Annotated in this window: 24 protein-coding genes; 8 read left to right on the top strand and 16 right to left on the bottom strand. The window is 69.0% G+C overall.

The genetic code is table 11. The features are described from left to right. Positions 1-114: 114 nt before the first annotated feature. The 8 genes from ABT294_RS26185 to ABT294_RS26150 all read right to left on the bottom strand — a co-directional run bounded on the left by ABT294_RS26185 (position 115) and on the right by ABT294_RS26150 (position 6,378). Positions 115-858 carry a DUF2071 domain-containing protein gene (locus ABT294_RS26185; protein ID WP_350808893.1) on the bottom strand — a complete coding sequence of 248 codons (744 nt, stop codon included), beginning with the start codon at positions 856-858 and terminating at the stop codon, positions 115-117. Further along, entirely contained in the window at positions 855-1,187 is a 333-nt protein-coding gene (locus ABT294_RS26180) for a metalloregulator ArsR/SmtB family transcription factor (RefSeq protein WP_350808892.1), read from the bottom strand. Before ABT294_RS26180 ends, ABT294_RS26185 begins: the two co-directional genes overlap by 4 nt. A gap of 93 nt (positions 1,188-1,280) precedes the next feature. Beyond that, a complete protein-coding gene (locus ABT294_RS26175; RefSeq protein ID WP_350808891.1) occupies positions 1,281-2,174 on the bottom strand; it encodes a proline iminopeptidase-family hydrolase in 894 nt (297 codons plus the stop codon). Positions 2,175-2,351: 177 nt separating this feature from the next. After that, entirely contained in the window at positions 2,352-2,744 is a 393-nt protein-coding gene (locus ABT294_RS26170) for a nuclear transport factor 2 family protein (protein WP_350808890.1), read from the bottom strand. Between the two features lie 282 nt (positions 2,745-3,026). After that, positions 3,027-4,289 (bottom strand): MFS transporter, encoded by a 1,263-nt coding sequence (locus ABT294_RS26165; protein WP_350808889.1) that lies wholly within the window; start codon positions 4,287-4,289, stop codon positions 3,027-3,029. Further along, positions 4,286-4,867 (bottom strand): ArsR/SmtB family transcription factor, encoded by a 582-nt coding sequence (locus ABT294_RS26160; RefSeq protein ID WP_350808888.1) that lies wholly within the window; start codon positions 4,865-4,867, stop codon positions 4,286-4,288. Before ABT294_RS26160 ends, ABT294_RS26165 begins: the two co-directional genes overlap by 4 nt. A gap of 79 nt (positions 4,868-4,946) precedes the next feature. Beyond that, the gene (locus ABT294_RS26155; protein WP_350808887.1) at positions 4,947-5,909 is read right to left on the bottom strand and encodes a LysR family transcriptional regulator; all 963 of its coding nucleotides are present in this window, start codon (positions 5,907-5,909) and stop codon (positions 4,947-4,949) included. A 247-nt stretch (positions 5,910-6,156) separates the two neighbouring features. Then, entirely contained in the window at positions 6,157-6,378 is a 222-nt protein-coding gene (locus ABT294_RS26150; protein ID WP_350808886.1) for a Cif family virulence factor, read from the bottom strand. Between the two features lie 102 nt (positions 6,379-6,480). Between ABT294_RS26150 and ABT294_RS26145 the strand changes: the two genes are divergently transcribed. Beyond that, positions 6,481-6,843, top strand: a complete 363-nt coding sequence (locus tag ABT294_RS26145; protein ID WP_350808885.1) for a DoxX family protein — start codon at positions 6,481-6,483, stop codon at positions 6,841-6,843. A gap of 38 nt (positions 6,844-6,881) precedes the next feature. Here ABT294_RS26145 and ABT294_RS26140 read toward each other — a convergent pair whose 3' ends face one another. After that, positions 6,882-7,829: a LysR family transcriptional regulator gene (locus ABT294_RS26140; RefSeq protein ID WP_350808884.1), complete on the bottom strand. Its 948-nt coding sequence runs from the start codon at positions 7,827-7,829 to the stop codon at positions 6,882-6,884. Positions 7,830-7,940: 111 nt separating this feature from the next. On the opposite strand from ABT294_RS26140, the gene ABT294_RS26135 reads away from it, so the two are divergent. Next, positions 7,941-9,563, top strand: coding sequence for an MDR family MFS transporter (locus ABT294_RS26135; RefSeq protein ID WP_350808883.1), 1,623 nt, complete (start codon positions 7,941-7,943; stop codon positions 9,561-9,563). 84 nt (positions 9,564-9,647) lie between these two features. After that, a complete protein-coding gene (locus ABT294_RS26130) occupies positions 9,648-10,280 on the top strand; it encodes a cysteine hydrolase family protein (protein ID WP_350808882.1) in 633 nt (210 codons plus the stop codon). A gap of 235 nt (positions 10,281-10,515) precedes the next feature. On the opposite strand, the gene ABT294_RS26125 is transcribed toward ABT294_RS26130, so the two are convergent. Both ABT294_RS26125 and ABT294_RS26120 read right to left on the bottom strand, forming a co-directional pair. Further along, positions 10,516-11,406 carry an alpha/beta hydrolase gene (locus ABT294_RS26125; protein WP_350808881.1) on the bottom strand — a complete coding sequence of 297 codons (891 nt, stop codon included), beginning with the start codon at positions 11,404-11,406 and terminating at the stop codon, positions 10,516-10,518. Between the two features lie 47 nt (positions 11,407-11,453). Beyond that, positions 11,454-12,065 (bottom strand): GNAT family N-acetyltransferase, encoded by a 612-nt coding sequence (locus ABT294_RS26120; RefSeq protein ID WP_350808880.1) that lies wholly within the window; start codon positions 12,063-12,065, stop codon positions 11,454-11,456. 96 nt (positions 12,066-12,161) lie between these two features. Here ABT294_RS26120 and ABT294_RS26115 point away from each other — a divergent pair, with 96 nt between their 5' ends. Further along, entirely contained in the window at positions 12,162-13,169 is a 1,008-nt protein-coding gene (locus tag ABT294_RS26115) for a GntR family transcriptional regulator (protein ID WP_350808879.1), read from the top strand. Positions 13,170-13,232: 63 nt separating this feature from the next. Here ABT294_RS26115 and ABT294_RS26110 read toward each other — a convergent pair whose 3' ends face one another. Then, positions 13,233-14,099 carry an alpha/beta fold hydrolase gene (locus ABT294_RS26110; protein WP_350808878.1) on the bottom strand — a complete coding sequence of 289 codons (867 nt, stop codon included), beginning with the start codon at positions 14,097-14,099 and terminating at the stop codon, positions 13,233-13,235. A gap of 52 nt (positions 14,100-14,151) precedes the next feature. Between ABT294_RS26110 and ABT294_RS26105 the strand changes: the two genes are divergently transcribed. Further along, on the top strand, positions 14,152-14,769 hold the full coding sequence (locus tag ABT294_RS26105) for a TetR/AcrR family transcriptional regulator (protein WP_350808877.1): 618 nt from the start codon (positions 14,152-14,154) through the stop codon (positions 14,767-14,769). 112 nt (positions 14,770-14,881) lie between these two features. Here ABT294_RS26105 and ABT294_RS26100 read toward each other — a convergent pair whose 3' ends face one another. Continuing rightward, positions 14,882-15,427, bottom strand: a complete 546-nt coding sequence (locus ABT294_RS26100; protein ID WP_350808876.1) for a YceI family protein — start codon at positions 15,425-15,427, stop codon at positions 14,882-14,884. Between the two features lie 223 nt (positions 15,428-15,650). Between ABT294_RS26100 and sigJ the strand changes: the two genes are divergently transcribed. Further along, the gene (gene sigJ, locus ABT294_RS26095; protein ID WP_350808875.1) at positions 15,651-16,577 is read left to right on the top strand and encodes an RNA polymerase sigma factor SigJ; all 927 of its coding nucleotides are present in this window, start codon (positions 15,651-15,653) and stop codon (positions 16,575-16,577) included. An 89-nt stretch (positions 16,578-16,666) separates the two neighbouring features. After that, positions 16,667-17,770 carry a DNA glycosylase AlkZ-like family protein gene (locus ABT294_RS26090; RefSeq protein WP_350808874.1) on the top strand — a complete coding sequence of 368 codons (1,104 nt, stop codon included), beginning with the start codon at positions 16,667-16,669 and terminating at the stop codon, positions 17,768-17,770. A gap of 34 nt (positions 17,771-17,804) precedes the next feature. Here ABT294_RS26090 and ABT294_RS26085 read toward each other — a convergent pair whose 3' ends face one another. Beyond that, complete coding sequence (locus tag ABT294_RS26085) at positions 17,805-19,817, bottom strand: hydrolase (RefSeq protein WP_350808873.1); 2,013 nt, start codon at positions 19,815-19,817, stop codon at positions 17,805-17,807. After that, a complete protein-coding gene (locus ABT294_RS26080) occupies positions 19,814-20,263 on the bottom strand; it encodes a MarR family winged helix-turn-helix transcriptional regulator (RefSeq protein ID WP_350808872.1) in 450 nt (149 codons plus the stop codon). Before ABT294_RS26080 ends, ABT294_RS26085 begins: the two co-directional genes overlap by 4 nt. A 463-nt stretch (positions 20,264-20,726) precedes the next feature. Between ABT294_RS26080 and ABT294_RS26075 the strand changes: the two genes are divergently transcribed. Further along, positions 20,727-22,229 (top strand): IPT/TIG domain-containing protein, encoded by a 1,503-nt coding sequence (locus ABT294_RS26075; protein ID WP_350808871.1) that lies wholly within the window; start codon positions 20,727-20,729, stop codon positions 22,227-22,229. An 82-nt stretch (positions 22,230-22,311) separates the two neighbouring features. Here ABT294_RS26075 and ABT294_RS26070 read toward each other — a convergent pair whose 3' ends face one another. After that, positions 22,312-23,031, bottom strand: a complete 720-nt coding sequence (locus ABT294_RS26070; RefSeq protein WP_350808998.1) for an alpha/beta fold hydrolase — start codon at positions 23,029-23,031, stop codon at positions 22,312-22,314. Positions 23,032-23,156: the final 125 nt, after the last annotated feature.

Below are 23,156 nucleotides of genomic sequence, written 5' to 3'. Positions count from 1 at the left end.
CACGCGATCGTCAAGTCGGCTCGATGCCCTCATCTGAGCTGCGGCATCACATCTCGGACGGACGGGCGGCGATTTCTGGACTGGGTGCGCTGATCGGAGTGCAGGTCCCCCGCGTCAGGTGCGCTGAAGCGCGAGAGGTGTGGACGGGCCCGGGGGCATGGCCGGCAGGGGACGCCAGGTGACGGGGACTTCGCGCATGACGAGCGCGCAGTCCGGCGTCGCACTTCCCTGCGGCAGGCCGTCGAAGAACGACGACTGCGCCGAGACGATCCGGCAGGCGTCCAGCTGCCAGGCGCCCGTGTGCAACTCCATGCCTTCGAGCGCCCCCGTGGACGTTGGAGAGTAGCCCTTGGCCCCACGCTCGAAGAAGAGCGACGCCTGTTGCAGGTTGTCGAACAGCTTGCTGTCCCGCAGCTCGGGGGTCACCTTGGCGGTGACGTCCACTCGGATGTCGCCGCTGCGGGTGGTGTAGGCGACGCGCAGCTCATCGGGCGTCTCGCGGACCTCGAAGTCGGCCCGGCCGTGTTCGCCGGGGAAGACACGCCCGCCGGCCCAGGTGTTGAGCAGCGAGGCGGTGTCGCGGCGCGGGATGTAGACGCCGGTTTCGACTCCGCCGGGACCGTCCCACTCGACGGCGATGCGGTGGGCGGCGTTCTCGCTGCGCAAGCCCACGGCCTTCGGCGCCCAACTCGGCCGTACGTCCCCGAGGCGCAGCAGGCAGATGCCCGCGACGGCATGGCCGCGCACGAGCTGCGGGCGGAGCCCGTCGGGCAGCAGGCTGGCGGCGACCTCCGGCGTCAGCCGGTAATTCACCAGGAGGCGCCGCTCGACGACGCTGGACAGCCGGGGTTGCCTCATGCTCCCTCACCTTCCGGAAGGCGACGCCACTTGGTGTGGCGCAGGACGATCTGCTCGGGACAGACGGCGCTGAGGAAACGGCCGACGCAGGTGGCCAGCCGCTCCTCGGCCAGGGTGTAAAGAATGCGGTTGCCGTCGCGGCGCTCGGTGACCAGGCCCGCACCCTTGAGGACGCCGAGGTGACGGGAGATGGACGGCGCGCTGATGGAGAACCGGCTCGCGATCTGTCCTGCCGAAAGCTCGCCGTCACGCAGGTCTTCGAGGATCTGACGTCTTGTGGGATCGGCGAGCGCGCGGAAAACACCGGCCTCGTCGTAGGCATCCACCATGCTTCGGATGTTAGCACATTAGCTAAATGGCTAAATAGAGGCTTCACCGCCGCGCTGTTCGATCGGCCGACGATCACCTGGCTGGACGGCGGATCACAGCTGCGAGCGCGTTTCGATCCGCACCATGTAGTCCTGGATGATGGAGATGTATTCGCGACGAAGCGGCTCCTCCTCGAGATAGCCCATGTGGGCGGTGCCGGGCTGCGTGACATGCTCGGAGTCCGGGACGCGGCCGGCGATGTCCGCGAGGTGCGAGGGGACGCATTCGTCGAACTCGCCGCCGAGGACCAACGTAGGAACCCGAATCCGTTCGAGTTTGTCGAAGATGTCCCAATCCTTGAGGGTTCCCGTGACGTGGTAGTCCGCCTGGCCGATCATCGTCCTGAACGTGATCAAGCTCATGAGATCCGGGTCGAGGCTCACCGACGAGGTACGCACAACGCACGCGCGCATGTACTCCCCTTGGGCGACCCGGTAGTCAGGGTCATCCGTCTCTCCGCGCAGCTCGCGACCGTAGGTGCGGTCCAGTACATTGCCCGGGAGCTTCGCCAGCAGAGCTCGTACCTCCTCCTCGAACCGGGGTACGCTTGCCAACCCGTTGGCGCAGATCAGACTCGTCCACTCGGGTGCTCGCTCCGCGGCGTACTGAAGGCCGAGCATGGCTCCCCAGGAGTGGCCGTAGACGTGCGGTCGTTCCAGGCCGAGGCCTTCGATTACCGCACCGAGTTCGTCGAGGAAGCGACCCACCGTCAGCAGAGAGGTGTCTTCGATCGCATCCGAACGCCCCACCCCGAGCTGGTCGTACCAGATGACTTCACGTTCGCGGGCGAGCGGCTCGAACGCCTCGAACAACACATCACTCGGATAGCCCGGTCCGCCGTGAACAAGCAGAAGCGGCACGCCGCCGTTGCCCATCCTGCGGTACCAGACCTTGCCTCCCGGCACCGATATCTCGCCTTCGATCACGTCGATCCGCGAATCCGTCATCAGCTGACCTCATATCGAACGGCCGTCTCCAGGCCGTTCTGTTCTGTCGAGAATGGAAAGTGAATCAGCACGGCGGAAAGACTCCGCAGCGCTACCTTCGATTTATGCTGAGTTCGTCCGGCAATTGGGCGCCACCAGTTGGTGAGAGGCGGCTCAGCGGTGGTGCCGGCGCCCGGTCTACGCCTGGACGCCGTCGCCGGTGGTGTCGTCGTCGACTGGCACGGCGTAGGCGTACTCCTCGATCCGGTCGACGAGCCCGTCCCTGAACCGGAAGTACATCGCCGCGTGGACCTCGCCGCGGGACCCGTCGGTCATGGCCAGGTGAAGTACCTGCTGCTGAAGTACCTCGTTCGAACTCTGGAACTGGCGGGTGACGTCGTACCGCAGCGAATCGACGGCAGCGACAAGAGGCTTGAGTTGCTCCAGTTTCTCGTCGATCGTCTGCTCCCCCTTACCGTCGTTGTGCCACACGGTGGCCGTGTCGGTGCACATCGACCGCATGCCGGCGAAGTCATACGCTTCCAGATGCCGCAGGCACTGAATCGCCTTCTCGCTGATGTTCTGACCCATGCCGAGTTCTCCTTTCATTGTTTCTTGTCGAATGCGTGGTCGGCGTAAACGGGAGCTACGACGAGCGCCCGTTTACGCATGGGGCACGCCTCCACGAGCGCAGGTCAAGGCGGCGGCCCCAGCATAGGGACGAAAACATGCGAAATTAAAGGATTGACTTATGTTGTCGCGTCAGGCAGGAGAATCCGCGCGAAAACGCATGCCACGTGTGCGCCTTACCACTGGCGCGGGGCTCGCAGCCCCCGCCTCCCTCAGTGCCGCGGCTGCCCGCGTTCCGTCGTGTCAGCGCTTGTGGGTGCTGACGGGAGCGCTCCGACCGCGCAGCCTGTCCATCTCCCGCCACTCCGGCCGCAGCCCGGTCAGGTTCGTGGTGAGGGCGTAGGCGGCCCCGCAGGCCAGCAGCACCGGCGCCACTCCGGCTGCTGCCACCGCTACTCCGCCCAGCAGCCCGCCCAGCGGGATCCCGGCCCAGGCCAGCGCGTCCTTCAGAGCGTTGACCCGGCCAAGGAGGCGCTGTGGGATGCGCTCGAACGAGACCGCTCCCAGGATCGGGTTGAGGAACCCGCCGCTGAACCCGCTCACCGCGAACACCGCCACTATCGCCCACACCGGCGCGTCCACCGCCAGGATGAGGAACCGCGGCGGCCCGGCCAGCAGGAAGGCCACGAAGAACAGCGGTCGGCGCCGCATCCGGTGCGCCACCATCGCCGCAACCAGGCTGCCGCCGACCGCGGTCAGCCCCATCACGCTGCTGTTGAGCCCGAGCACGGCGGGACCGTGGCCGGACTCCTTGGCCCATACCGGCGCGAGCACCTGGCTGAAGGCCGCATCCAGCAGGTTCGTGACACCGATCATGACGACCACGGCGAGCAGCAGCGGCTCGCCGCGCAGGAATGCCAGGCCCTGGCCGAACCGCTGCCAGTACCGCTCATCCTCGTCCTGAACGGGAGCGCGGTGTCCCATGTCGCGTGGCAGCGCCCACGCCACGACCACCGAGCCGAGCGCGAAGCAGGTGGCGCTGATGCCCAGGCTCGCCAGCGGCCCGAGCAGGACCACCATCGCGCCGCCCACCGCGGGCCCCACCGTCTGGGCCAGCCGCTCGGTCACGCCCATCAGCCCGGTCGCGCGCTCCAGCGGCACGCCCCCGCGCTGGGCCGCCTCAGGAACCATGATCTCCTTGGCCAGGTCACCGGGCCCGCGGGCTGCACCGACCACCGCGACCAGGGCGATCAGCGCGCCCAGCGGAAGCAGGTCCAGCGCGTGCAGCGCGACCACGGCCCCGGCCGCCGCAGCGCTGGCCACGTCGGCCACCCACGAGATCCGGCGCGGCCCGACCCGGTCGACCAGCGGCCCGGTCAGCGCCTTGACCAGCACGTACGGGGCCATCTCCGCGAACGCCACCACCCCGGTCTGCGCCGCGCTCCCGGTGCTCGTCAGCACGAACCAGGGCAGCGCGATGGCCGACACCCGCGTCCCGGTCAGTGCCACCGCCATGGCCGCGAGCACCCCGGCCATCGGGCGTAACGACCCGCGCGCCCCCGTCACGACCCCTCCGGCAGCTCGGGCAGGAGCTGCGTGATCAGCGAGACCCGTACCGCGCCCTCAGGCGCCACCTCGCCGGGCATGTCGCGGCGGTAGCGGGAGATGACCTCTTCCAGTTCCTCGCGCAGCCGCTGCCCCTCCTCTGGGGTAAGGCGCAGCGCGATGGAGCTGAGGTCGAGTACGCGCCGCCACTCTTTCGGCATGGTCTGCAGTTCGTTCAGCGCCTGCTGGGTGCGCATGTTGTACAGGGCTGCCACGGACTGCATGTAGGCCAGCACCGCCTCCGGCTCGTGTCCGGACAGCTCGTCGTCGGTGAGCCGGGTGATCCGGTGGATCGAGCGCCACCAGCGCTCGCGGGCGTTGCCGCGCTCGGTGTCCTCCTCGACGAAACCTGCCGCGCCGAGCCTGCGCAGGTGATAGCTGGCCGTGCCCGAGTTCACCCCCAGCCGCTCGGCCAGCCGGGTGGCGGTGGACGGGCCGTGCTTGCGCAGCAGGTCCACCAGTTGCACGCGTACCGGATGGGCCAGCGCCCGCAAGCCCTTGGCGTCGAGGACGACCGCGCTCTCATGAGAATCCGCCATGTCTCGAAGCGTAGACCGCCAACAGTTCTTCGCAAAGAGTTCTTCGCGAAGAACTGTTGGCAATCGGCGCAGGCAGTTCCTAATGGAGCCTGGGGCCCATGGTGAAGGCGGCACGGTCGGGGTCCGGCAGCCACTGGCTGCGCGGGTCGAACGGCTGGAAGTTGGTCACGATGAAGCTGATGAGCAGGGCCAGCACCGGGTGATGGTTCTGCCGGTGGCAGAGCAGCGAGCACGGGTAGGCCGGCGCGGGGTCGACGACCGGGATCTGGACGGTGCGCGGATGCCAGGGCACCCGCATCCGCTCCCCCACGAACCCGATGCGTCCGCCGGCGCCGATCTCCTCCACGTAGTACTCCCAGCCGAAGTCCGGCCCCGAAGTGTCGATCCGGACGTCGAACGCTTCGCTCAGGAGGCGGTAGAACTCGGCCCACTCACTGTCCGGGACGTTGCCGGGCATCCACACGGTCGATCCGGACAACTGTTCCATCTCCACCTCCCGTCGGCCGGCGAGGGAGTGGTCGCGGCTGACCAGGAGATGCAGCGGTTCAAGGTGCGCCGGCACGTGCCTGAGCTCCTCCTCCAGCGTCCCGCTGACCCGGGCGAAGGCGGCGTCGAGGGACCCGTGGACGAGCGCGCGGCGCGCGGATCTGAGCCCGTTCGAAGTGGTGACGTCGATGTCCACGTCCTCGACGGTCTGGTGGAACGCCCGGATCAGATCGACGGACGACAGCCGGGTGTCGAGCACATCGACCCGGAGTGAGCGGCGCCGCCCGCGCAGCACTTCGAGTGCCTGGTCGGCGATGCCGACGAGGGCGCGCGCGTGCGGCAGGAATACTCTGCCGTCCTCGGTGAGGTCGGCCCCGTTGCGGGATCGGAAGAACAACCTGACGCCAAGGTCGGACTCCAGCTTCGCGATCCGCTTGGAGACGGCCTGCTGGCTGATTCCCAGCCGGGCCGCGGCCTCGCTGAAGTACAGGTCCTCGGTGACGGCGACGAAGGCGCGAACCGCGCCAAGGTCAAGATCCGCCGCGACCCCTTCCACAACCGTTGAATGTGGTGAATCGGTGTGTCGATTGTTGGACAACCGGGCCTGCTCTCGGGTCGAATGCTCAGGTTCGCAGGCGAGCGTACAACCAGGAGGCGTGGATTTCGTGGCCTCCTTCGGGTATCTCCAGGTGCATAGCGACTGGCGGCCGTGGTAGCGCAGCGGCGCCAGAACCCCGCCACGCGCTCGATGACCGCCGGCTCGCAGACCGTTCACCTGGCAGTCATCAACGGAGGGCGCTGACCTATCCCAGAAGGCTGGGCTGGTCGATCACCCACAACCACGTGCCGTCGTCCTGGCGGCGAGCCACCTCGACGGTGACACCGCCGTCAGGCAGGCGCACCGAGGTGAGCGCCAGGTCGCCGTTGCGCAGCGTGGGCTGCTGCCGCCCAGGAGCGAAGGTGGGCCCATCGCTGACCAGATGCTCATACGCCTGGCGGATCTCGCCGGCGACAAACCAGCACATGTCACACTTTTCGCTGCGGAGGTCCTCTCAGGGTGACCAGGTGCCGGCAACTCGCGCCGTCACCAGACGTTCCTTGGAGTTCCCGTGTCTACCGTTTACGTCGTGACCGCCCTCCTGACGATCGCCGCGAACACCTTCTCCGGCTTCGCCGCCATGACCCGTCTCAAGCCGATCATGCGGACCCTCGGCCCCGCGCTGCAAAGGGCCGGAGTGCCAGAAACGTGGCTGGTCTTTCCCATCGGGGCGCTCAAGGCCGCAGGCGCGCTCGGGCTGACGCTCGGCCTCCTCGGCGTGCCCTTGATCGGTACGGCTGCCGCGGCCGGCCTCGTCCTCTACTTCGTCTGCGCCCTCTACACCCACCTACGGGTCTACGACTTCGCGCCCCAGTTCTTCCTGGCCATCGTGTTCCTCGGACTGGCTGTGGCCACCCTGACACTGGACCCCACGCTGGTGCTGAACGTCTGATCCGGCCCCGGAAAGGAGCGATGGCCTGGCCACAGAACCTAGAGGGCTGGTTCGGGACCTGCTGGGAAGAGGGGGCGGTCAGGGGCGGGCAGCCACTGGCTCCGGGTGGCGAAGGGGCGGTAGCGGTCCTTCACGTGGGCGATGAGCAGCGGCAGCGACGGGTGGCGGTTCGCCTCGTGCCACATGAGGGACCAGGGGTACACCGGCGTGGGGTCGGTGACCGAGATCTCGACCAGGTCCGGGGGTATCGGGTACTGCCTCTTGTTGCCGAACGTGATGAGGTCCGGTGAGGCTGCGATTCTCTCCGTGATGTGGTCACGGCCGAAGAACGGGCCGGAACTGTCGATCTGGACGCCGAACTCGGCGCTGAGGAAGCGGTAGTAATCTGCCCACTCGCTGTCGCGGGCGTTGCCTGGCATCCACGCCGTCAGGCCCGACAGTTCTTCCATCGGCACGCGCCTACGCCTGGCGAGCCTGTGCCGGCGGCCGACCAAGATGGGGATCGGCTCCAGGCAGGCCGGGACGCGCTCGATCCCTGGAGGAAGTGGCTCCGTGGTGCGGCCGAACGCCGCGTCGACCGAGCCGTCGGCGAGCATCGACCCCCGCGAGGGGGCGCCCCGGGAGACGACGATGTCGACGTCGACGTCGCCGGCCTCGTAGAAGGCCCGGACCATGTCCATCGATGCCGCGCCACGTCCGAGCACGTCGATGCGCAGGGGGCGGCGGCGTGCGCGGAGCATCTCGGCAGCCTGATCGGCCAGGCTGATCAGTGCCCGGGCGTGTGGGAGAAAGGCCGCGCCGTCCTCGGTCGGCTTGACCCCGGCGCGGGACCGGGTCAGCAGGGGGACGCCCAGGTCGGATTCCAGCCTGGCGATTCGCTTGGACACGGCCTGCTGGGTCATGCCCACGCGGGCGGCCGCCTCGGTGAAATGCGCGTCGTCGACGACGGCGAGGAAGGTCCTGACGGCACCGAGGTCCAGCTCCATGAACAACTCCTGGTTGTTTTCCGTCGGCGTGTCGGCTGTTGGACACCGTGAGACAGGCTCCGGTTTGATGAGCGGCGCCAAGGGACCCCATGACAACCGTAAGGAGTATAAGTGACCCTGTCGGACGGCTATGGCCGGCGTCAGGTGCTGGTGATTCTTGCCGGGCTGATGCTTGTCACGTTCGTCGCATCGCTCGATCAGACCGTCGTGGCCGCGGCGATGTATCGGATCGGCGAGAGCCTGAAAGGGCTCGCGGCTCAGGCGTGGGTGACGACCGCGTTTCTGATCACTTCGACGATCTCCGTCCCGGTCTACGGCAAACTGTCGGACACTCACGGCCGTAAGCCGTTGTTCCTGGTCGCCATCGGCGTGTTTCTCGCCGGGTCCGTGCTGTGCGCGTTCGCCGCCTCGATGCCCGTGCTGGCGGTCTTCCGTGCCGTGCAGGGCATCGGTGCCGGGGGCATCCTCACGCTGACCTCGGCGGTGCTGGGCGACATCGTCCCGCCGCGGGAGCGCGCCAGGTACGGCGGCTACTTCGTCGCCACCTATGCCGTGGCCAGTGTCGCCGGCCCGGTGGCCGGGGGCGCGCTGGCCGGCCAGCGGACGCTGCTCGGCGTGGACGGCTGGCGGTGGATCTTCCTGATCAACCTCCCGGTCGGCATCGCCGCCTGCGCTGTCGTGACCAGGGTGCTGCGGTCAGGTCACCAGCGTCGGCGTCAGCGCCGCGTCGACCTGGCCGGCACGCTGACCCTGATGATCGCGGCGGCCCCGCTGCTGCTGGTCGCACAGCGCGGGCAGGCCTGGGGCTGGAGCGCGCCGGCCTCGGTGGCCTGCTACACGATCGGGACGCTGGGGATCGCCGGGTTCCTGCTCGCAGAGCGGCGCGCGGGCGACAGCGCGCTGCTGGTGCTGCGGCTGTTTCGCAACCGCGCGTTCGCCGTCGGCGCCGGGCAGGCGCTGGTCTCCAGCATCGGGATGTTCGCGAGCATCGTCCTGCTGCCGCTGTATCTGCAGCTCGTCAAGGGGTATTCGCCCACCGAGGCGGGCCTGCTCACGCTGCCGCAGGCTGCCGGCACACTTGCCGGCTCGGTGATCGCCGGCCAGTTCACCTCGCGAACCGGCCGCTACAAGATCCTGCCGGTGACGGGATCGTTTCTGCTGCTGGCCGGCATGCTGCTGCTGTGGCGGCTGTCCGCCGAGACGCCCCTCCCCTATGTCGAGTCCGCGATGTTCCTGTTCGGCGCCGGCTCGGGTCTGTACGCACAGACCATCACGCTGTCCATGCAGAATGCGCTGACCCAGGCCGACCTTGGCGTCGCCACGTCATCCAACACGTTCTTCCGGCAGGTGGGCGGCGCCGCGGGCGCGGCCGTGTTCCTGTCCATTGCCTACTCCACGGCTGACAGCACGATCAGGTCGGCCTACGCGACGGCGAGATCCGCCCCCGCCTTCCGCGCCGCTGTGGCGCAGCATCCCGAGCAGGCCGGGCTCCTGCGCCTGGCCTCGGCCGGCGGCCAGTCCGCCCTCAACGACACGGCGTTCCTGCAACACCTGCATCCTGTTCTCGCCCTGCCTTTCCGACAGGGCTTCACCAGCGCCCTGGACATCGCCTTCCTCACCGCCGCGGCAGTGATGGCAGCCGCCCTCGTCCTCGCCCTGCTGATCAGGGAACTGCCGTTGCGCACGACCATCGACGCCCCGCCAGCCACGCCCGCCGAACCCGCCAGACAGTGAAGCCGCCAGCGGCCGGCAAGCCTCAGCCGGTCCCCGGTGCGCACCTCTCGCGTGCCAGAGCACCCTCATCACCCAAGGAGAGACGTGACCGTCACAACCCCGGCGCTGGACCCTCGGACGACCGCATTGCTCGTCATGGACTACCAGCAGGCAATCCTGGCCTCGCTGCCCGGGCCGGCCAACCCTGAAGCGCTGCTGTCCCGGGTGGCCGACACCATCGCCGACATGCGAGCGCACGATGCTGCCATCGCCTATGTGCGGGTCGGCTTCACCGAAGCCGAGTGGGCGGCGATCCCGCCGGCCAACAAGACGTTCTCCTTCATCGGCCGGCAGCACCTCATGCACCACGAGGAGCCCGACACCGCCTTTCACGATCGGCTCGCCCCCGAGCCAGGTGACATCACGGTCCGCAAGACCCGCTACGGCGCGCTGTCCACCACAGACCTTGACAGGCAACTGCGGGATCGCGGAATCACCACCCTGGTCATCGCCGGCATCACCACCAGCGGCGTCGTGCTTTCCACCGTCACCGACGCCGCCGACCGCGACTATCGGCTCTACATCCTGTCCGACTGCGTCACCGACCCGGACCCGCAAACCCACCACACCCTGATGACCGGCATTTTCCCGAAACTGGCCCACGTCATCGACACCGCCGAACTGCGCTCATTGCTGCACGAGGGCCGCCCCGGGCCGCCGGCGACCGGCAGGGCATAACCGTCGATGATGATCAGCGACCTCTGCGACAGGAATCAGTACGTGGTGCTTGCCCGTTTTCTTCACCGAGAACCTGGGCCAAGCGGCCTCGTAGGTCCTGTCCGGCGGATCACGGCCGGAGTCACGGCCGCGACCGTGCCGTGGATGACGAGGCGGTCGGGTGGTGGGGTCCAGCGCACCGGACTCATTCCGCCTCGTGTCAACTCCTGCTCACCAGCTAGAACACTGCGCTGGGTCAGCGGCTGGCGAGCTCGGAGAAGATCTCCACCAGTTCGGGACGGTCGAACGGGCCGACATGCGGTGCCGCGACGCTTCGCACGTCAGTCGGGTTGTCCGGAGTGAGGCGGTCGGCCTCGGCGATGAATCGGTCCTGCAGCGCCGGCGGAATCAGCCGGTCGAGGGTGAAGCGGACATACGTCCGGGGAATCCGGCCCCAAGTGTGCGCTTCGCCCCGGGCTTCAGCCAGGGGAATGCTGGCGGTCTCGTCCGGTTCGAGCATGTTGAGCAGCCGGCTCACTCCCTCGTCGGTGAAGTCGCCGGCAAGGCACTCCTTGATGCCTTGGATGACCGCCGGGTCGGCCGAGCGCCAGTTGAGCCGGCTCACCCCCAGGACCGCTGGATCGGCGACCATCGCCTGGGTCACTTGAGGGAGCAGGCTGTCGCTGTTCTCCGGCGTGTTGAGATAAGCGCTCATGTTCGGCAGGTCCACGCAGCAGTACGCCGCGACATAGACGACCCGTTCGAGCAGTTCGGGGATGGCGTTGCCGACTCTGCTGACGGTGACGCCGCCCTGGCTCATGCCGGCAAGGATCACGGGCCCGTGGCGGCGGGCGCGGCGCACCACATCCACAACGCGCTCGACATAGTCATCGATGGTGATCTTGGCGAGCGGCGACGGTTCGGTTGCCAGCGCCTCGAGGTCCTGCGGGGCCTGGTACGAACGGGGGTAGAACCCCTCGCGGCCGTGTCCCGGAAGGTCGACGGCCACGCACCGGTGCCCACGCAGGGTGAGTTCGCTGGTCAGCCCCGAAGCCCAGGCCGACGAGGAGTTGGTGCCGTGGATGAACACCAGCGTCGGCGGTCGCCGATCGGCGTCGTGCGCCTCGGCCCGATAGTTCGTTGTCATTGACGTTCTCTCCTTTTGTCTGTTGGACGGGTGGTGTGAGTCGGCGGTCAACGGTGCGGCGGGCGCCACATCGGCCACAGGAGCGGGCTGTCGGCCACGCGAACCGGTTCGCCGAGATCCTCGAATCCGTGCCGCTGGTAGAGGGCGCGGCTCCGGGGCGAACTCGCCTCCAGATACGCGGCGAGCCCGTCGGCGTCGGCTCGCTCCAGCCGGTGCCGCAACATGGCCGAGCCGAGGCCGGCGCCTTGCCGCCCGCTGACCACCCCCATGCACGGGAGGTAGAGGTGCGGTTCGCGATCGGGGTGCCGTGGGGCCAGCGCCTGCCCCAGGGCCAGCAACCGCGCGCCGTTCTCACCGAAGACCGAGTTCGAGCCCGCCTCGGGCGCGTCCGAAGGCTCCTCATTGGGCGTCTGGCCTGCGGCCAGCGTCAGCCACACCGAGGCACCCTCGCGACTGCCGACCAGGTACGCCTCGGCGGCGGGATGAGTGAGCAGGGGGCGGTAGAAGTGCGACTGGAGCCGACCTCGCTCGCCCACCTCGGGGAAGAGCCAGCAGACGAGGGGATCGTTCATGAACGCCTCGGTGAGGACGTCCAACACCGCCTGCTGGTCTGCGTCATCCACCTGTCGCACGGATGCGTACGGCGTATCTAGTGCCATGCGTACATAGTAGTGAGATCGCCGTATAGGTGCGGTTTCCTCGGCGATTTAGCTGAAGAAAGTGTACTGGTGCTGTGGAGATTGTACTAGTACACTGTGGGCATCACCAGCGAATCGGGAGCTCCCATGTCGTCGTCAACGCAGCGACCGGATCCGCCCTACCGGCAGATCGTCGCGGAGATCCGTGCCCGGATCCTGACTGGCGACCTGCGGCCCGGCGATCGGATGCCGTCCATCCGGCAGGTCGCCCAGCGATGGGGCGTCGCGGTCGCGACCGCGACCAAAGTGATGGCGGCTCTCCGCGACGAGGGGCTGGTCGAAGCGAAGGTCGGCTCCGGCACGGTGGTCAGCGCACGCACAAGCCAGAAGCAGCCGGTCGGCCCGACCGCGTCACCGAGACCACGGCAGGCCGGCGTCCCCAAACAGGCACTGAACCGGAAGCACGTTCTCCGCACCGCCATCGCGATCGCCGACGTCGAAGGACTCGACGCCGTGTCCATGCGGCGACTCGCGGCCGAGCTCGGCGTCGGGCCTATGTCGCTGTACCGGCACGTGGCGAACAAGGACGAACTGGTGACGCAGATGGTCGACGAAGTCTTCGGCGAACCAGAGCTACCGATCCCGGGGCCGGACGGGTGGCGAGCCAAGCTCGAACTGATCTGCCGCCGGCAATGGGAGCTGTGCCGGCGACACCTCTGGCTGCCCAGAGCCGTCTCGTTCGTTCGCCCGTTGCTCGTTCCCAACGTGATGGCGCACACCGAGTGGACCCTGCGCGCACTTGACGGCCTTGGGCTGCCCATGACGACACAGATCCGCGAGGCACTCACACTGCACGCGCTGGTCGTCACCGTTGCCCTGTCCATGGCGGACGAGGTCGAAGCGGAGCAGGAGACCGGCGTGACGCTCGACCGGTGGTGGCTGACACAGCGAAAGCGGGCCGACGAACTCCTCGACAGCGGACGATTTCCACTGCTGGCGACGATTCCGGAGGAAGCGGTGTCGGACCTGGACGGACTGTTCGAGTACAGCCTTGCCCGCCATCTGGACGGTTTCGCCGCCCTGGTGGAGGAGCAAGCCGGCCGTGAGGGCGCAGCGGACGGCTGACGAGAAGCCGCCCCAAGCGCAGTCGCGCTCCTGCCGGTGGCCGGTACGGGGGGCTGGTAACCGTCAGGACGTGCGGTCGTCGCCTGCGGCGATGAACTGGAGGATGCGTTCCGTCACGAGATCCACGCGGTCCATCGGGAGGGCGTGCCCGGCCCCCGGTACGATCTCGACGCGGGCGGTCGGCACGACGCGGGCCAAGCGGTCCGCGACCTGGCGGGACTTGTGCAGGGCGCTGCGTCCGGCGAGCAGGAACAGGGCACGACTGGTGCGAAGAGCGCGGAGTTCGTCGTCGCTGAAGACGAGGGCGTCGGGCAGGCGGCGGCGGTATCGTGCTGTGGCCGGGATCAGACTCATGATCTCCGTCTCCAGGATCGTGCTGTTGGCCACCAGTCTGGCCAGACGGGGACGTAACGCGCGCGGGGCGAGACCGGCCAGCGCGCCCGCGATCACCCAGCCGTAGAAGCGCGGCCCGGGCAGGGCCAAACCGGCGGGGTCGAGGAGGACAAGGGTGGAGAAGCGGCCGGGGTGGTGGCTTTCGTGATGCATTGCCAGCCATCCGCCATATGAGCAGCCGACGACGTGCGCCGAGTCCACCTTCAGGGCAGTCAGTACTTCGCCCAGCCACGCCGCGCCGTCACGACCGTCGTGTACCGGCGCCTGCTGGACGCTGGCTCCGGCCTCCCCGATCGTGTCGATGGCGATCACGGGGTGCTTGTCGCCGAGGGCCCTGATGTAGCGGTGCCACATCAGGGCGTTTCCGCCCGCGCCGGGTAGCAGCACGATCGGCGGGCCCTGGCTGCGGCCCGCGCGGTAGACGCGGGTGGGCCCGAACGCGGTCGGCACGTCGAGCGACACCGGCGACTCCGGCCAGAGCTGCTCGAAGACCCGCTCATAGATGTCGAGGAACTTGGCTCTTGCGGCATCGTCCACGAAACCACCGATTTTCATGATACCTATGTATCATAAAGGGAGGTAAAGCGCTATGCCCCTACGTGTGGATCACGACCAGCGGCGGAAGCAGATCGCTGAGGCGGTGCTGCGCATCGCCGAGGCGCAGAGCCTGCGGGAGGTGACCATGCGCGGCGTCGCCGCCGAAGCCGGCGTCTCGCTCCGCCTGGTGCAGTACTACTTCCAGACCAAGGACGCCCTCCTCGTGGACGCCCTGGAGCGCTTGAGCGCACAACTCGATGCCCGCGTGCGGGAGTCCATCGCCGCCGCCGAGGCTCCGCCCACGCCACGCACGATCGTGGCGGCCGTCCTGACCAACATCCTGCCCGTCGACGCCGACAGCCGCCGGATCGCCCGTACGTACGCCGCCTTCTACTCCCTCGTCCTCAGCGATCCGGAGTTCGTCGAGAAGCACGGCACCCCGCAGCCGGACATGCTCGAGTCCTTCCTGGCCAAGCAGATCCGCGCCGCCCAGCAGGCCGGCGAGGTCTCGGACGACGTGGACCCCGAGGTGAAAGCCGCCGGGCTGCTGGCCATGACCAACGGGCTCGTCTCGAGCGTGCTCGGGACGCAACGCACCGGCGAGGCGGCGCTGGCCATCCTCACCGGCCACCTCGATGAGCTGTTCCACCCACGACGGGCGGCCGGATGAGGAGCCCTGGCCGAGTTCGAGGACGCGCGTAGCCTCCCTTGGAGGAGGTCCACGAACCGCTGCGTTCACCTACCAGACGCGCGCCCGCGATCATCACGCATTCGGCCCCGGGTCAGGACTGCCGGATCGCGGCGACGTCGAACTCCAGCGTCACCTTCGGGCTGACCAGGACCGTGGTCGCGGCGTTCCAGTTCACGCCCCAGTCCTTGCGGTTGATCGTGATGCTGCCCTCGAAGCCGACCCGGAAGTCGCCCCGCGGGTCGTCCTCGGCGCCGGTCAGCTCGAAGTCCACGGCGACCGGTTTGGTCACGCCGCGGATGGTCAGGTCACCGGCGGCCTTGAAGGTGGTCGCGTCGACCTGCTCCACCTTGGTCGAGGTGAAGGTGATGGCCGGGTGGTCGTCCACCTCCAGGAACGTGCTGCGCAGTTGGTCGTCGCGCTGCTGGTGGCGGGTCTGGATGCTCTTCGCCTGGATCGTGAGCTGGACGCTGGACTTCGACGGGTCGTCGCCGTCCAGGTGCGCGCTGCCTTCGAACGCGTCGAACTGCCCGCGCACTCTGGTGGCCATCGTGTGCCGGGCGACGAAGCCGATCCGTGTGTGGGCGGTGTCGAGGACGTAGTCGCCGGTCAGCTCGCTGAGCGTGGTCGTGGTCGTCATGCTTGGTCGCTCCCAGAGGGGATTCGGGCGGGTCATGATTCGCGAGGTGGGTGTGGGCGCCGACGAGGCGATTTCGCAGGACGGAGCAGCCGGTCATGGTGTTCGTCAGCAGTCCGACGACACAGCCGCTGGGAATGTGAGGCGACCCGCCGACCTCACATTCCGCGGCGTTGTCTCGTCGATCTGGTGAGGGCAGATGCACCCAAGGAAAGTCGGCGACACCATGACCACCCAGTCCGAGCCACGGCACGATCCGAGCCTGAGCGCGATCATGAGCGAGCGGCGTCAGCTGATCAATCTGGCGTATCGGCTCCTCGGCTCCCTGGCCGATGCCGAGGATGTCGTACAAGAGACGTACGCCCGCTGGTACGCCATGTCCCGGCAGCAGCAGGAGGCCATCGTGTCCCCCGGCGCCTGGCTGACGACGGTCGCCAGCCGGATCTGCCTCGACCTGCTCGGCTCGGCACGGGCCCGGCGGGAGCGCTACGTGGGCGAATGGATCCCGGAGCCGCTGCCCGATCGTACGGAGTGGATCAGCGGGCGGCCGGGCGGCATTTCAAGTGACCCGGCCGACCGGGTCACTCTCGACGAGTCGGTCAACATGGCCTTCCTCGTCGTGCTCGAATCGATGACCCCGGCCGAGCGTGTCGCGTTCATCCTGCACGATGTCTTCCGCTACGCCTTCGCCGAAGTGGCCGAGATCGTCGGCCGTACGCCGGCGGCGTGCCGCCGGCTGGCCTCGTCGGCCCGCCGTCGCATTGGCGCGTCGCAGGCTCACGCGGCTCCGGCGGCCCGGCAGGCCGACCTCGTCAGGGACTTCAAGCAGGCCTGGGAGGCCAAGGACATCGACGCCCTCATCGGCCTCCTCGACCCCGACGCCACGGCGACCGGCGACGGCGGCGGCCTCGCCGACGCCGTGCTCCGCCCCGTTGACGGCGGCGAGCAGATCGCGCGCTACTTGGTCGACATCGCTCGCAAGGCACCCGACCTGACGCTCCTGGAGCGTAGGGTCAACGGTCAGCCCGGTCTGGTGGCTCAGCAAGACGGCGTCACCGTGGTGGTGATGGCGTTCGACGTCGCAGGCGACCGGATCAAGCACCTCTGGGCAGTACGCAACCCCGAGAAGCTCCGGCCTTGGACGACGGGCTGACGCGCTGCTCACCCGGGTGGCCGCAGCAAAGGATTCGCGGGGTCGCATCCGGCACGGTTTTCGTCGGAGCCGCCCCCTAGTCTCGACTCGTGGTCGTTCACAAGCTCTCCCGCGTCGATGCGCGCCGGCTCGCCGTGCGCGCGCAACTCTTGGACAGCTCGCGGCCGACCGGCCTGCTTGACGTGGTGCGGCAGCTGACCCTGCTCCAGATCGACCCGACCGCGGCCATCGCGCCCAACGCCGATCTGGTCCTCTGGAGCCGCCTCGGGTCGGCGTACTCCCCCGCCGGGTTGGGCGCCGCCCTCAACGACCGGGCGCTTCTCGAGTTCCGTGCGATGATCCGGCCCAGCGAAGACCTGACGCTCTACCGTGCGGCGATGGCCGAATGGCCCGGGCGTGGGCAGCTGCGGAGCTGGCAGGAGGCGTACCGCGCCTGGGTGCAGGCCAACGACGCCTGCCGCCGCGACATCCTCGATCGGCTCGGCCGCTCGGGGCCGCTGCCGTCGCGTGAGATACCGGACACCTGCACCGTCCCCTGGAGGTCGACCGGATGGACCAACAACCGCAACGTCACACAGCTCCTGGAGCTCATGGTGCTGCGAGGCGAGGTCGCGGTCGCCGGGCGGCTGGGCCGCGACCGACTGTGGGATCTGGCGACCCGGGTCTACCCCGATGACCCGATCGTCCCGTCAGACGAGGCGCGTCATCGCCGCAACCAGCGACGGCTCCGTGCCCTGGGCATCGCCCGCGCCCGGGGAGCGGCGAGTCCGGTCGAACCGGTGGACGTGGGCGAGGTCGGCGAGCCGGCCGTGGTCGAGGGGGGCAAGGGCCGGTGGCGAGTCGATCTCACCCTGCTGGACCAACCGTTCTCGGGGCGCGCGGCGTTGCTGTCGCCCTTCGACCGGCTGATCCACGACCGCAAGCGCACCCTCGAGCTCTTCGACTTCGACTACCAGCTGGAGATGTACAAGCCCGCGGCCGAACGCCGGTGGGGCTACTTCGCGCTACCGATCCTGTACGGCGACCAGCTGGTCGGAAAGCTCGACGCCACCGCCGACCGCGCGTCCGGGGTGCTCCGGGTCGACGCCGTCCACCAGGACGTGACCTTCACCGAGACCATGGCCGACGCCGTGCATCGCGAGATCACAGATCTGGCTCACTGGCTCGAACTGGACCTCACACTGCCCGGTTGAACGAGCTCGGCCGAGCGGTGATGCGGCGACGAGATCAGGAGTGGGTCTTGGCCAGCAGGGCGAGGATGTCGGCGGTGGTGCCGGTCTCGCCCAGGCGGGGAAAGATCTTCTCGATGCTGTGACGGTGGGCGTCGGCGTCCAGGTCGGTCATGGCGTCGGTGGCCAGGGCGACGTTGTAGCCGTGCTCGTGGGCGGCGCGGGCGGTGGACTCGACGCCGATGCTGGTGGCCGCACCGGTCAGCACGATCTGCGTGATGCCGCGGCGACGCAGCTGCAGGTCCAGGTCGGTGCCGTAGAAGGCCGACCAGTTGCGCTTGGTGACGACGATGTCCCGCGGGTGCCCCGCCAGGTCGTCGGCCACCTCGTCCCATCCGGCGGGTGGAGTGTGGGCGGGGCGGGGGTGGTCGGTGCGCCCCGGGGCGGTGTCGGAGCCGTCCGGCGCGAAGGTGACGCGCACCAGGACCACGGGAAGGTCGTGGGCGCGGAAGGCGTCGGCCAGCTGTACGGTGCGGGCGAGTACGTCGGCCGTGGTGTGCGGGCTGCCGGGCAAGGCCAGGACCCCGTTCTGCAGGTCGATGACGACCAGCGCGGTCCGGGGGTCGATGGTGGTGACTGCCATGACGGTGTCCTTCTCTCTTGGAACGGATGCCGCGGTGTCGATGCGGCGAAGTGAACGGTCGGCGAGGGTGACGGCCAGGAACAGGACCGCGATGCCCAGCAGCAGCCAGACCAGCTGGTGCAGCCCGCCGGTCGTGGCGCCGTGCCGGTAGCACGCGGCGTTGGCGGCGGAGGCGAGCACCGCGCCGAGGTACATGAAGGTGCGCAGCAGCCCCGCTGATGAACCCATCCGGGACGGATCGGCCTGGGCGTACAGCGCGTTCTGGTTCGCCAGGCCGTTGAGGCCTTGCGGAACGCCGATGAGCGCCCCGACGAGCGCCAGCAGCCAGACGGCGGTGGAGGAGCCGACCAGCAGCAGTGCGGCACAGCCGGCGAGCTGCGTCACGGCGCCGACGACGAGCTTGCCGCGCACCTCGGCCCGGCGACCGGTGACGGCCGTCACCGCGATGGCCGCCGCCGACATCGGCAACAGGACCAGCCCGGCTGCGGAGGGGCTCAGCGAGCGCCCCTCCTCCAACCACTGCGTGAACCCGTACAGGAACGCGTAGGAGGTGGTGTAGGCCAGCAACTGCCGGCCGTAGGTGGCCAGCAGCGGCGCGTTGCCGCGCAGCACCCGCAGATCGAGGAACGGCCGCGCGGCACGCAGCTCCCACACCGTGAAGGCGGCCGCGCCGACCAGGCTGATCACCAGCAGGTACGCGTGGTCCAGCGCCGGGGCCATCAGGAACAGCATGAACGCCGTCAGCATGCCGGCGAACACCGCCATGCCCACGGCGTCCACACGCGCTGCTCGCTGCATGAGCATCGAGCGCCGGGGCAGGTACAGCGCACCCAGCACCAGGCAGGCCGCCGACAGCGGCACGTTGATACCGAAGATCAGGTGCCAGCCGCCCGCTCCGATCAGCAGCCCGCCCAGCGTCGGGCCGATGACCGCGACGACCTGGCTGGAGATCGACAGGGCGGCCAGGACGCCGCTCGGGCTGCGCATCCCGGTACGGTCGGACTCGGCTCGCAGCAGGAACATCGACGCCGGATAGGCGGCCGAGGTGCCCAACCCCAGCAGCACCCGGGAGACGACCAGCATGCCCAGGTCGGGGGCCAGCACGCCCAGCACACCGGCGATCCCCACCAGCGCCGTGCCCGTCAGATACAGCGGACGCGGGCCGTAGGTGTCGACCAGCCGGCCGATGACCGGCTGCCCGACCGCCGTGGCCAGGTACAGCGCCGACACCAGCCACGCGGTCTGCGCGGGCGGGACGTCGAACGAGCGGCCGATGGGGACGAGCGCCACGGCCAGCATCGAGGAGTTGATCGGGTTCAGGATCGAACCCAGGATCATCGGCGCGATCAGGCGTCGGTCGAATGCCCGGTCGGACCCCCTGGCGTCCGGACGGCACACGGAAAGCGCGCGCGCCCAGACTCGCGTCACGACTGCGCCACCTCGTCCAACAGCGCCATCGCCTCGATGATCGTGTGCAACTGCTGCTCGGTGCAGCGCTCCTGCAGCGTCCGCGCCAGCCACGCCTCACGGGCCCGCCGATCCCCCAGCCGGCGCTCAAGCCCCAGCGCGGTCAACGACACCAGCTGACGGCGCCTGTCCTCCGGGTCGGGATGCCGCTCCACCAGGCCCGCATCCTCCAGCGCCATGACCATCTTCGCCATGGACTGCGGCCGCACCCGTTCGGCCGCCGCCAGATCACTGGCCGACGCCGCGCCGTGCTTGGCCAGCCGGACCAGTACGGACGCCTGACCGGCGCTGAGGTCTCCCTCAACGGCCAGCTCCCTGAGCCGGCGCACGAGCCGGCCGACCGCCACCCAGGCGTCACGCGCCGCCCGTTCCGCCGACTCCGAGACCTCGTCATGCTGCTCGCTCATGCGCTCAACCTAAATCTTCAGCCCAAACTGTGCAACCTAGGCTGAACACCTCAAACTGTCTTTCTGGCCTGAGGTGGCATTCAGCGAAATGCTCCGAGGCAGGGGACGGACTTCTGCGCCAACGTTCCCGACCGCGCCTCGGCGAATGCCTGCGGGTCCAGCCCGCTGAGCGAGGCGCTCGACAGCAGCGTGAGGACGTCGCCGTACGCGGGCCCGACCCATGCGTGAGGCCGGTCGACCCTTCCGGCACCACCCTCGCCCGCCAGTGCACGTCGGACTCACCGCCAGCCGCCCGACCGACGCCCGCGTCTGAGCTGCGCCCCGATCAGTGACCTGGGCGAATCTCTATCGTTTGTCACTATCGGTAGTGGGAATGCTACGTTCCGGAGTTTCGGGGCGTGCAAGGTGTGCGCTTTGGATACGACCTACTTCGGCTCGATCGGGCGAGCCCAGGGGAGTGAACATGTCGAACGAACCGCTCCAATCGACGGTGCCCCAGGTGGCCATGACGCTGGCCGCGATCGCGGCGACCGCGGCCACCCCGCGCCCGTCGGGAGAGACGCCGGCACAGCAGAGCAACCGGGTCTTCCTGGGCATCAACCAGCAGCTGGCCGACTCCTCCCTCGCGACCCGGGGCACCTGGATCCTGCAGTGGGTCGGGCTGAGCCCGGACAACGCGAACATGGCGTACCTCGCGCGGAACACCGACGGCTCCAACGAGTTCGCCGTGGTCATCCGTGGCACGGTCGCCAACGTGACCGACATCCTCGAAGACCTCGATGTCGGCACGGTGGTCCCGTTCACCGCCGTCGGATCGCCGCCGAGCCCGGTCTCCGTCTCCAAGGGTGCGCTGGAGGCGTTCACGCAGGTCATCGCCGCGAGCACGGCGGGCGTCACCCTGGTGCAGGCGCTCACCAACGCGTTCCGCCAGGCACCGCCGAACCCGACGGTCTACGTGATCGGCCACAGCCTCGGCGGCTGTGTCGCGACCATGGTCGCGCCCTACCTCCAGGCGCAGCCCTGGCCCGGTACGACCCCGCGGTTCGCGCTCTACACCTTTGCCGCGCCCACCGCCGGCGGCTCGGACTTCGCGGCCTACGTCAACTCCGTGGGCTGGGTCGCCAACGAGCGCTACTACAACGCCTACGACCTGGTACCGCAGGCCTGGACCAGCCTCGACGACGCCAAGAAGTGGTACCCCGAGCCGCCCGGCCCGGCGGCGAACGACGATGTCGCCGGGGTCATCTCGGCGATCGCCACCCTCCCCGGCCCCAACGTCTACGAGCAGCCGGGCGACGCATTCCCGCTGAACGCCAGCTACGGGACCTACAACCCGAACATGGTCAAGAAGTCGCTCCAGGACTTCATGGCTCAGGTCGCCTTCCAGCACGCCAACTCCACCTACCTGGGCCTGCTTGGCGCACCCGACGTTCCGCCAGGCCCGGTGGTGACCACCATCAGCCCCAGCGTCGGCGCGGCGGGCACCGAGGTCACCATCACCGGCAGCGGCTTCGGCGCCGGCACCGCGGTCGACTTCGGCACGGTGCCGTGCTCCCGGTTCGGCGTCAGCAACGACGGCACCCAGATCACCGCCTACGCGCCCGAGGGCGTCGGCGTCGTCGCCGTCCGCGTCACCACCATCGTGGGCACCTCCCCGGCCGTCCTGTTCGGCCAGTTCGCCTACGGCGGCCCCGCGCCCGTGGTGGTCACCGGCATCAGCCCGGACAGCGGATGGACCAATGCCTCGGTCACCATCACCGGCGTGAACTTCAGCTCCGGCGCCAAGGTCTACTTCGGCGACAACGCCGCCAAGTCCGTCCAGGTCACCTCGCCCGACCAGATCGTTGCCACCGCGCCCGCGCCCAGCGTCGGTGTGGGCAAGCCCATGACCGTGAACGTGACCGTGCTGTCGGACGGCTACTCGTCCCCCGCGAGCCCGGCGGACGAGTTCAGCTACAAGATGTGACCCCGGCCGACGTCCGTGATCCGTTCGACGTTCAAGGTGCCGCAGCCGAGCTGCGTGCAGCGACTCGCCGTCGGCGCGCAGTTCAGCGCTGAATGGCCGTGAGGAAGTCTCCGAGGGCTGTCGCGACGGCGCCGGGGGCTTCCGCGGGGAGCAGGTGGCCGGCGTCAGCGACAGTCGTCAGGGTCGCGTGCGGGACGTAGGGCAGGAGGTGGTCGCGCAAGACGCGTGGCGGCTCCACCACGTCGTTCTCCGCGGCCAGCACCGTCACCGGGACCTCGATGTCCCGCGCGGCGAGCGTGATGTCCTGCGCTATTCCGTGCAGGGGCCACTCGTGCCGGGCCTCAGCGCCGGCGGTGAGGCTGTCGCGTACCGCGGTGTCCCGCACGGTCTTGGGCAGCGGTGTGGCGGTCAGGACATGGTCGAGGGCGTGCCGCACCGTCTCGGGCGAGTCGTAAGCGTGTGACAGGCCCTTCCGGTACTCCTCGGTGACCGTGGCGGGCGGCTGCGGCGGCGCGGGCGCGACGAGCACCAGGCCGGCCAGCCCGGCCGGTCGGCGGGCCGCGACGAGCTGGCTCACCTTACCGCCCATCGAGTGGCCGACGAGGACGAACGGCCCCGACACGCTCGTCTCGACCACATGGGCGAGATCGTCGGCGAGCTGGTCCAGGTGGTAGGGCCCCGGCAACGCCTGCGAGGTGCCCCAGCCGCGCTGATCGAAGCGAACCGTCGCCTGCCCAGGCGGCAGGTGGCCGATCACGCCTTCCCAGGTGTCGGCGGAGCCGCCCCAGTAATGAACGAACACCAACGTGCGTCCGGTGCGGCCCCCTACTCGCACGGGGAGTGACCCGCCCGCCACGGGAACCGTCGTTGTCGTTTCCGTCATCATCGCGCCTTTCCTGTCGGCTGTGGAAAGCGGCGCCCGGCGTC

This window comes from Nonomuraea sp. NPDC000554 (assembly GCF_040300065.1).
Classification (GTDB): Bacteria; Actinomycetota; Actinomycetes; order Streptosporangiales; family Streptosporangiaceae; genus Nonomuraea.
Note: the sequence above shows the minus strand (reverse complement) of the source record. Positions and strands in the feature narration are given on the sequence as shown.

Bases quoted from the DNA above. Each gene is read 5' to 3' on its own strand.
- ABT294_RS26125 (WP_350808881.1), bottom strand. From the start codon at position 11,406: ATGACAACGAACTATCGGGCCGAGGCGCACGACGCCGATCGGCGACCG.
- ABT294_RS26105 (WP_350808877.1), top strand. From the start codon at position 14,152: ATGCCCCTACGTGTGGATCACGACCAGCGGCGGAAGCAGATCGCTGAG.
- ABT294_RS26160 (WP_350808888.1), bottom strand. From the start codon at position 4,867: ATGGCGGATTCTCATGAGAGCGCGGTCGTCCTCGACGCCAAGGGCTTG.
- ABT294_RS26170 (WP_350808890.1), bottom strand. From the start codon at position 2,744: ATGGGTCAGAACATCAGCGAGAAGGCGATTCAGTGCCTGCGGCATCTG.
- sigJ (WP_350808875.1), top strand. From the start codon at position 15,651: ATGACCACCCAGTCCGAGCCACGGCACGATCCGAGCCTGAGCGCGATC.
- ABT294_RS26100 (WP_350808876.1), bottom strand. From the start codon at position 15,427: ATGACGACCACGACCACGCTCAGCGAGCTGACCGGCGACTACGTCCTC.
- ABT294_RS26185 (WP_350808893.1), bottom strand. From the start codon at position 858: ATGAGGCAACCCCGGCTGTCCAGCGTCGTCGAGCGGCGCCTCCTGGTG.
- ABT294_RS26150 (WP_350808886.1), bottom strand. From the start codon at position 6,378: ATGTGCTGGTTTGTCGCCGGCGAGATCCGCCAGGCGTATGAGCATCTG.
- ABT294_RS26175 (WP_350808891.1), bottom strand. From the start codon at position 2,174: ATGACGGATTCGCGGATCGACGTGATCGAAGGCGAGATATCGGTGCCG.
- ABT294_RS26180 (WP_350808892.1), bottom strand. From the start codon at position 1,187: ATGGTGGATGCCTACGACGAGGCCGGTGTTTTCCGCGCGCTCGCCGAT.
- ABT294_RS26075 (WP_350808871.1), top strand. From the start codon at position 20,727: ATGTCGAACGAACCGCTCCAATCGACGGTGCCCCAGGTGGCCATGACG.
- ABT294_RS26140 (WP_350808884.1), bottom strand. From the start codon at position 7,829: ATGGAGCTGGACCTCGGTGCCGTCAGGACCTTCCTCGCCGTCGTCGAC.
- ABT294_RS26120 (WP_350808880.1), bottom strand. From the start codon at position 12,065: ATGGCACTAGATACGCCGTACGCATCCGTGCGACAGGTGGATGACGCA.
- ABT294_RS26080 (WP_350808872.1), bottom strand. From the start codon at position 20,263: ATGAGCGAGCAGCATGACGAGGTCTCGGAGTCGGCGGAACGGGCGGCG.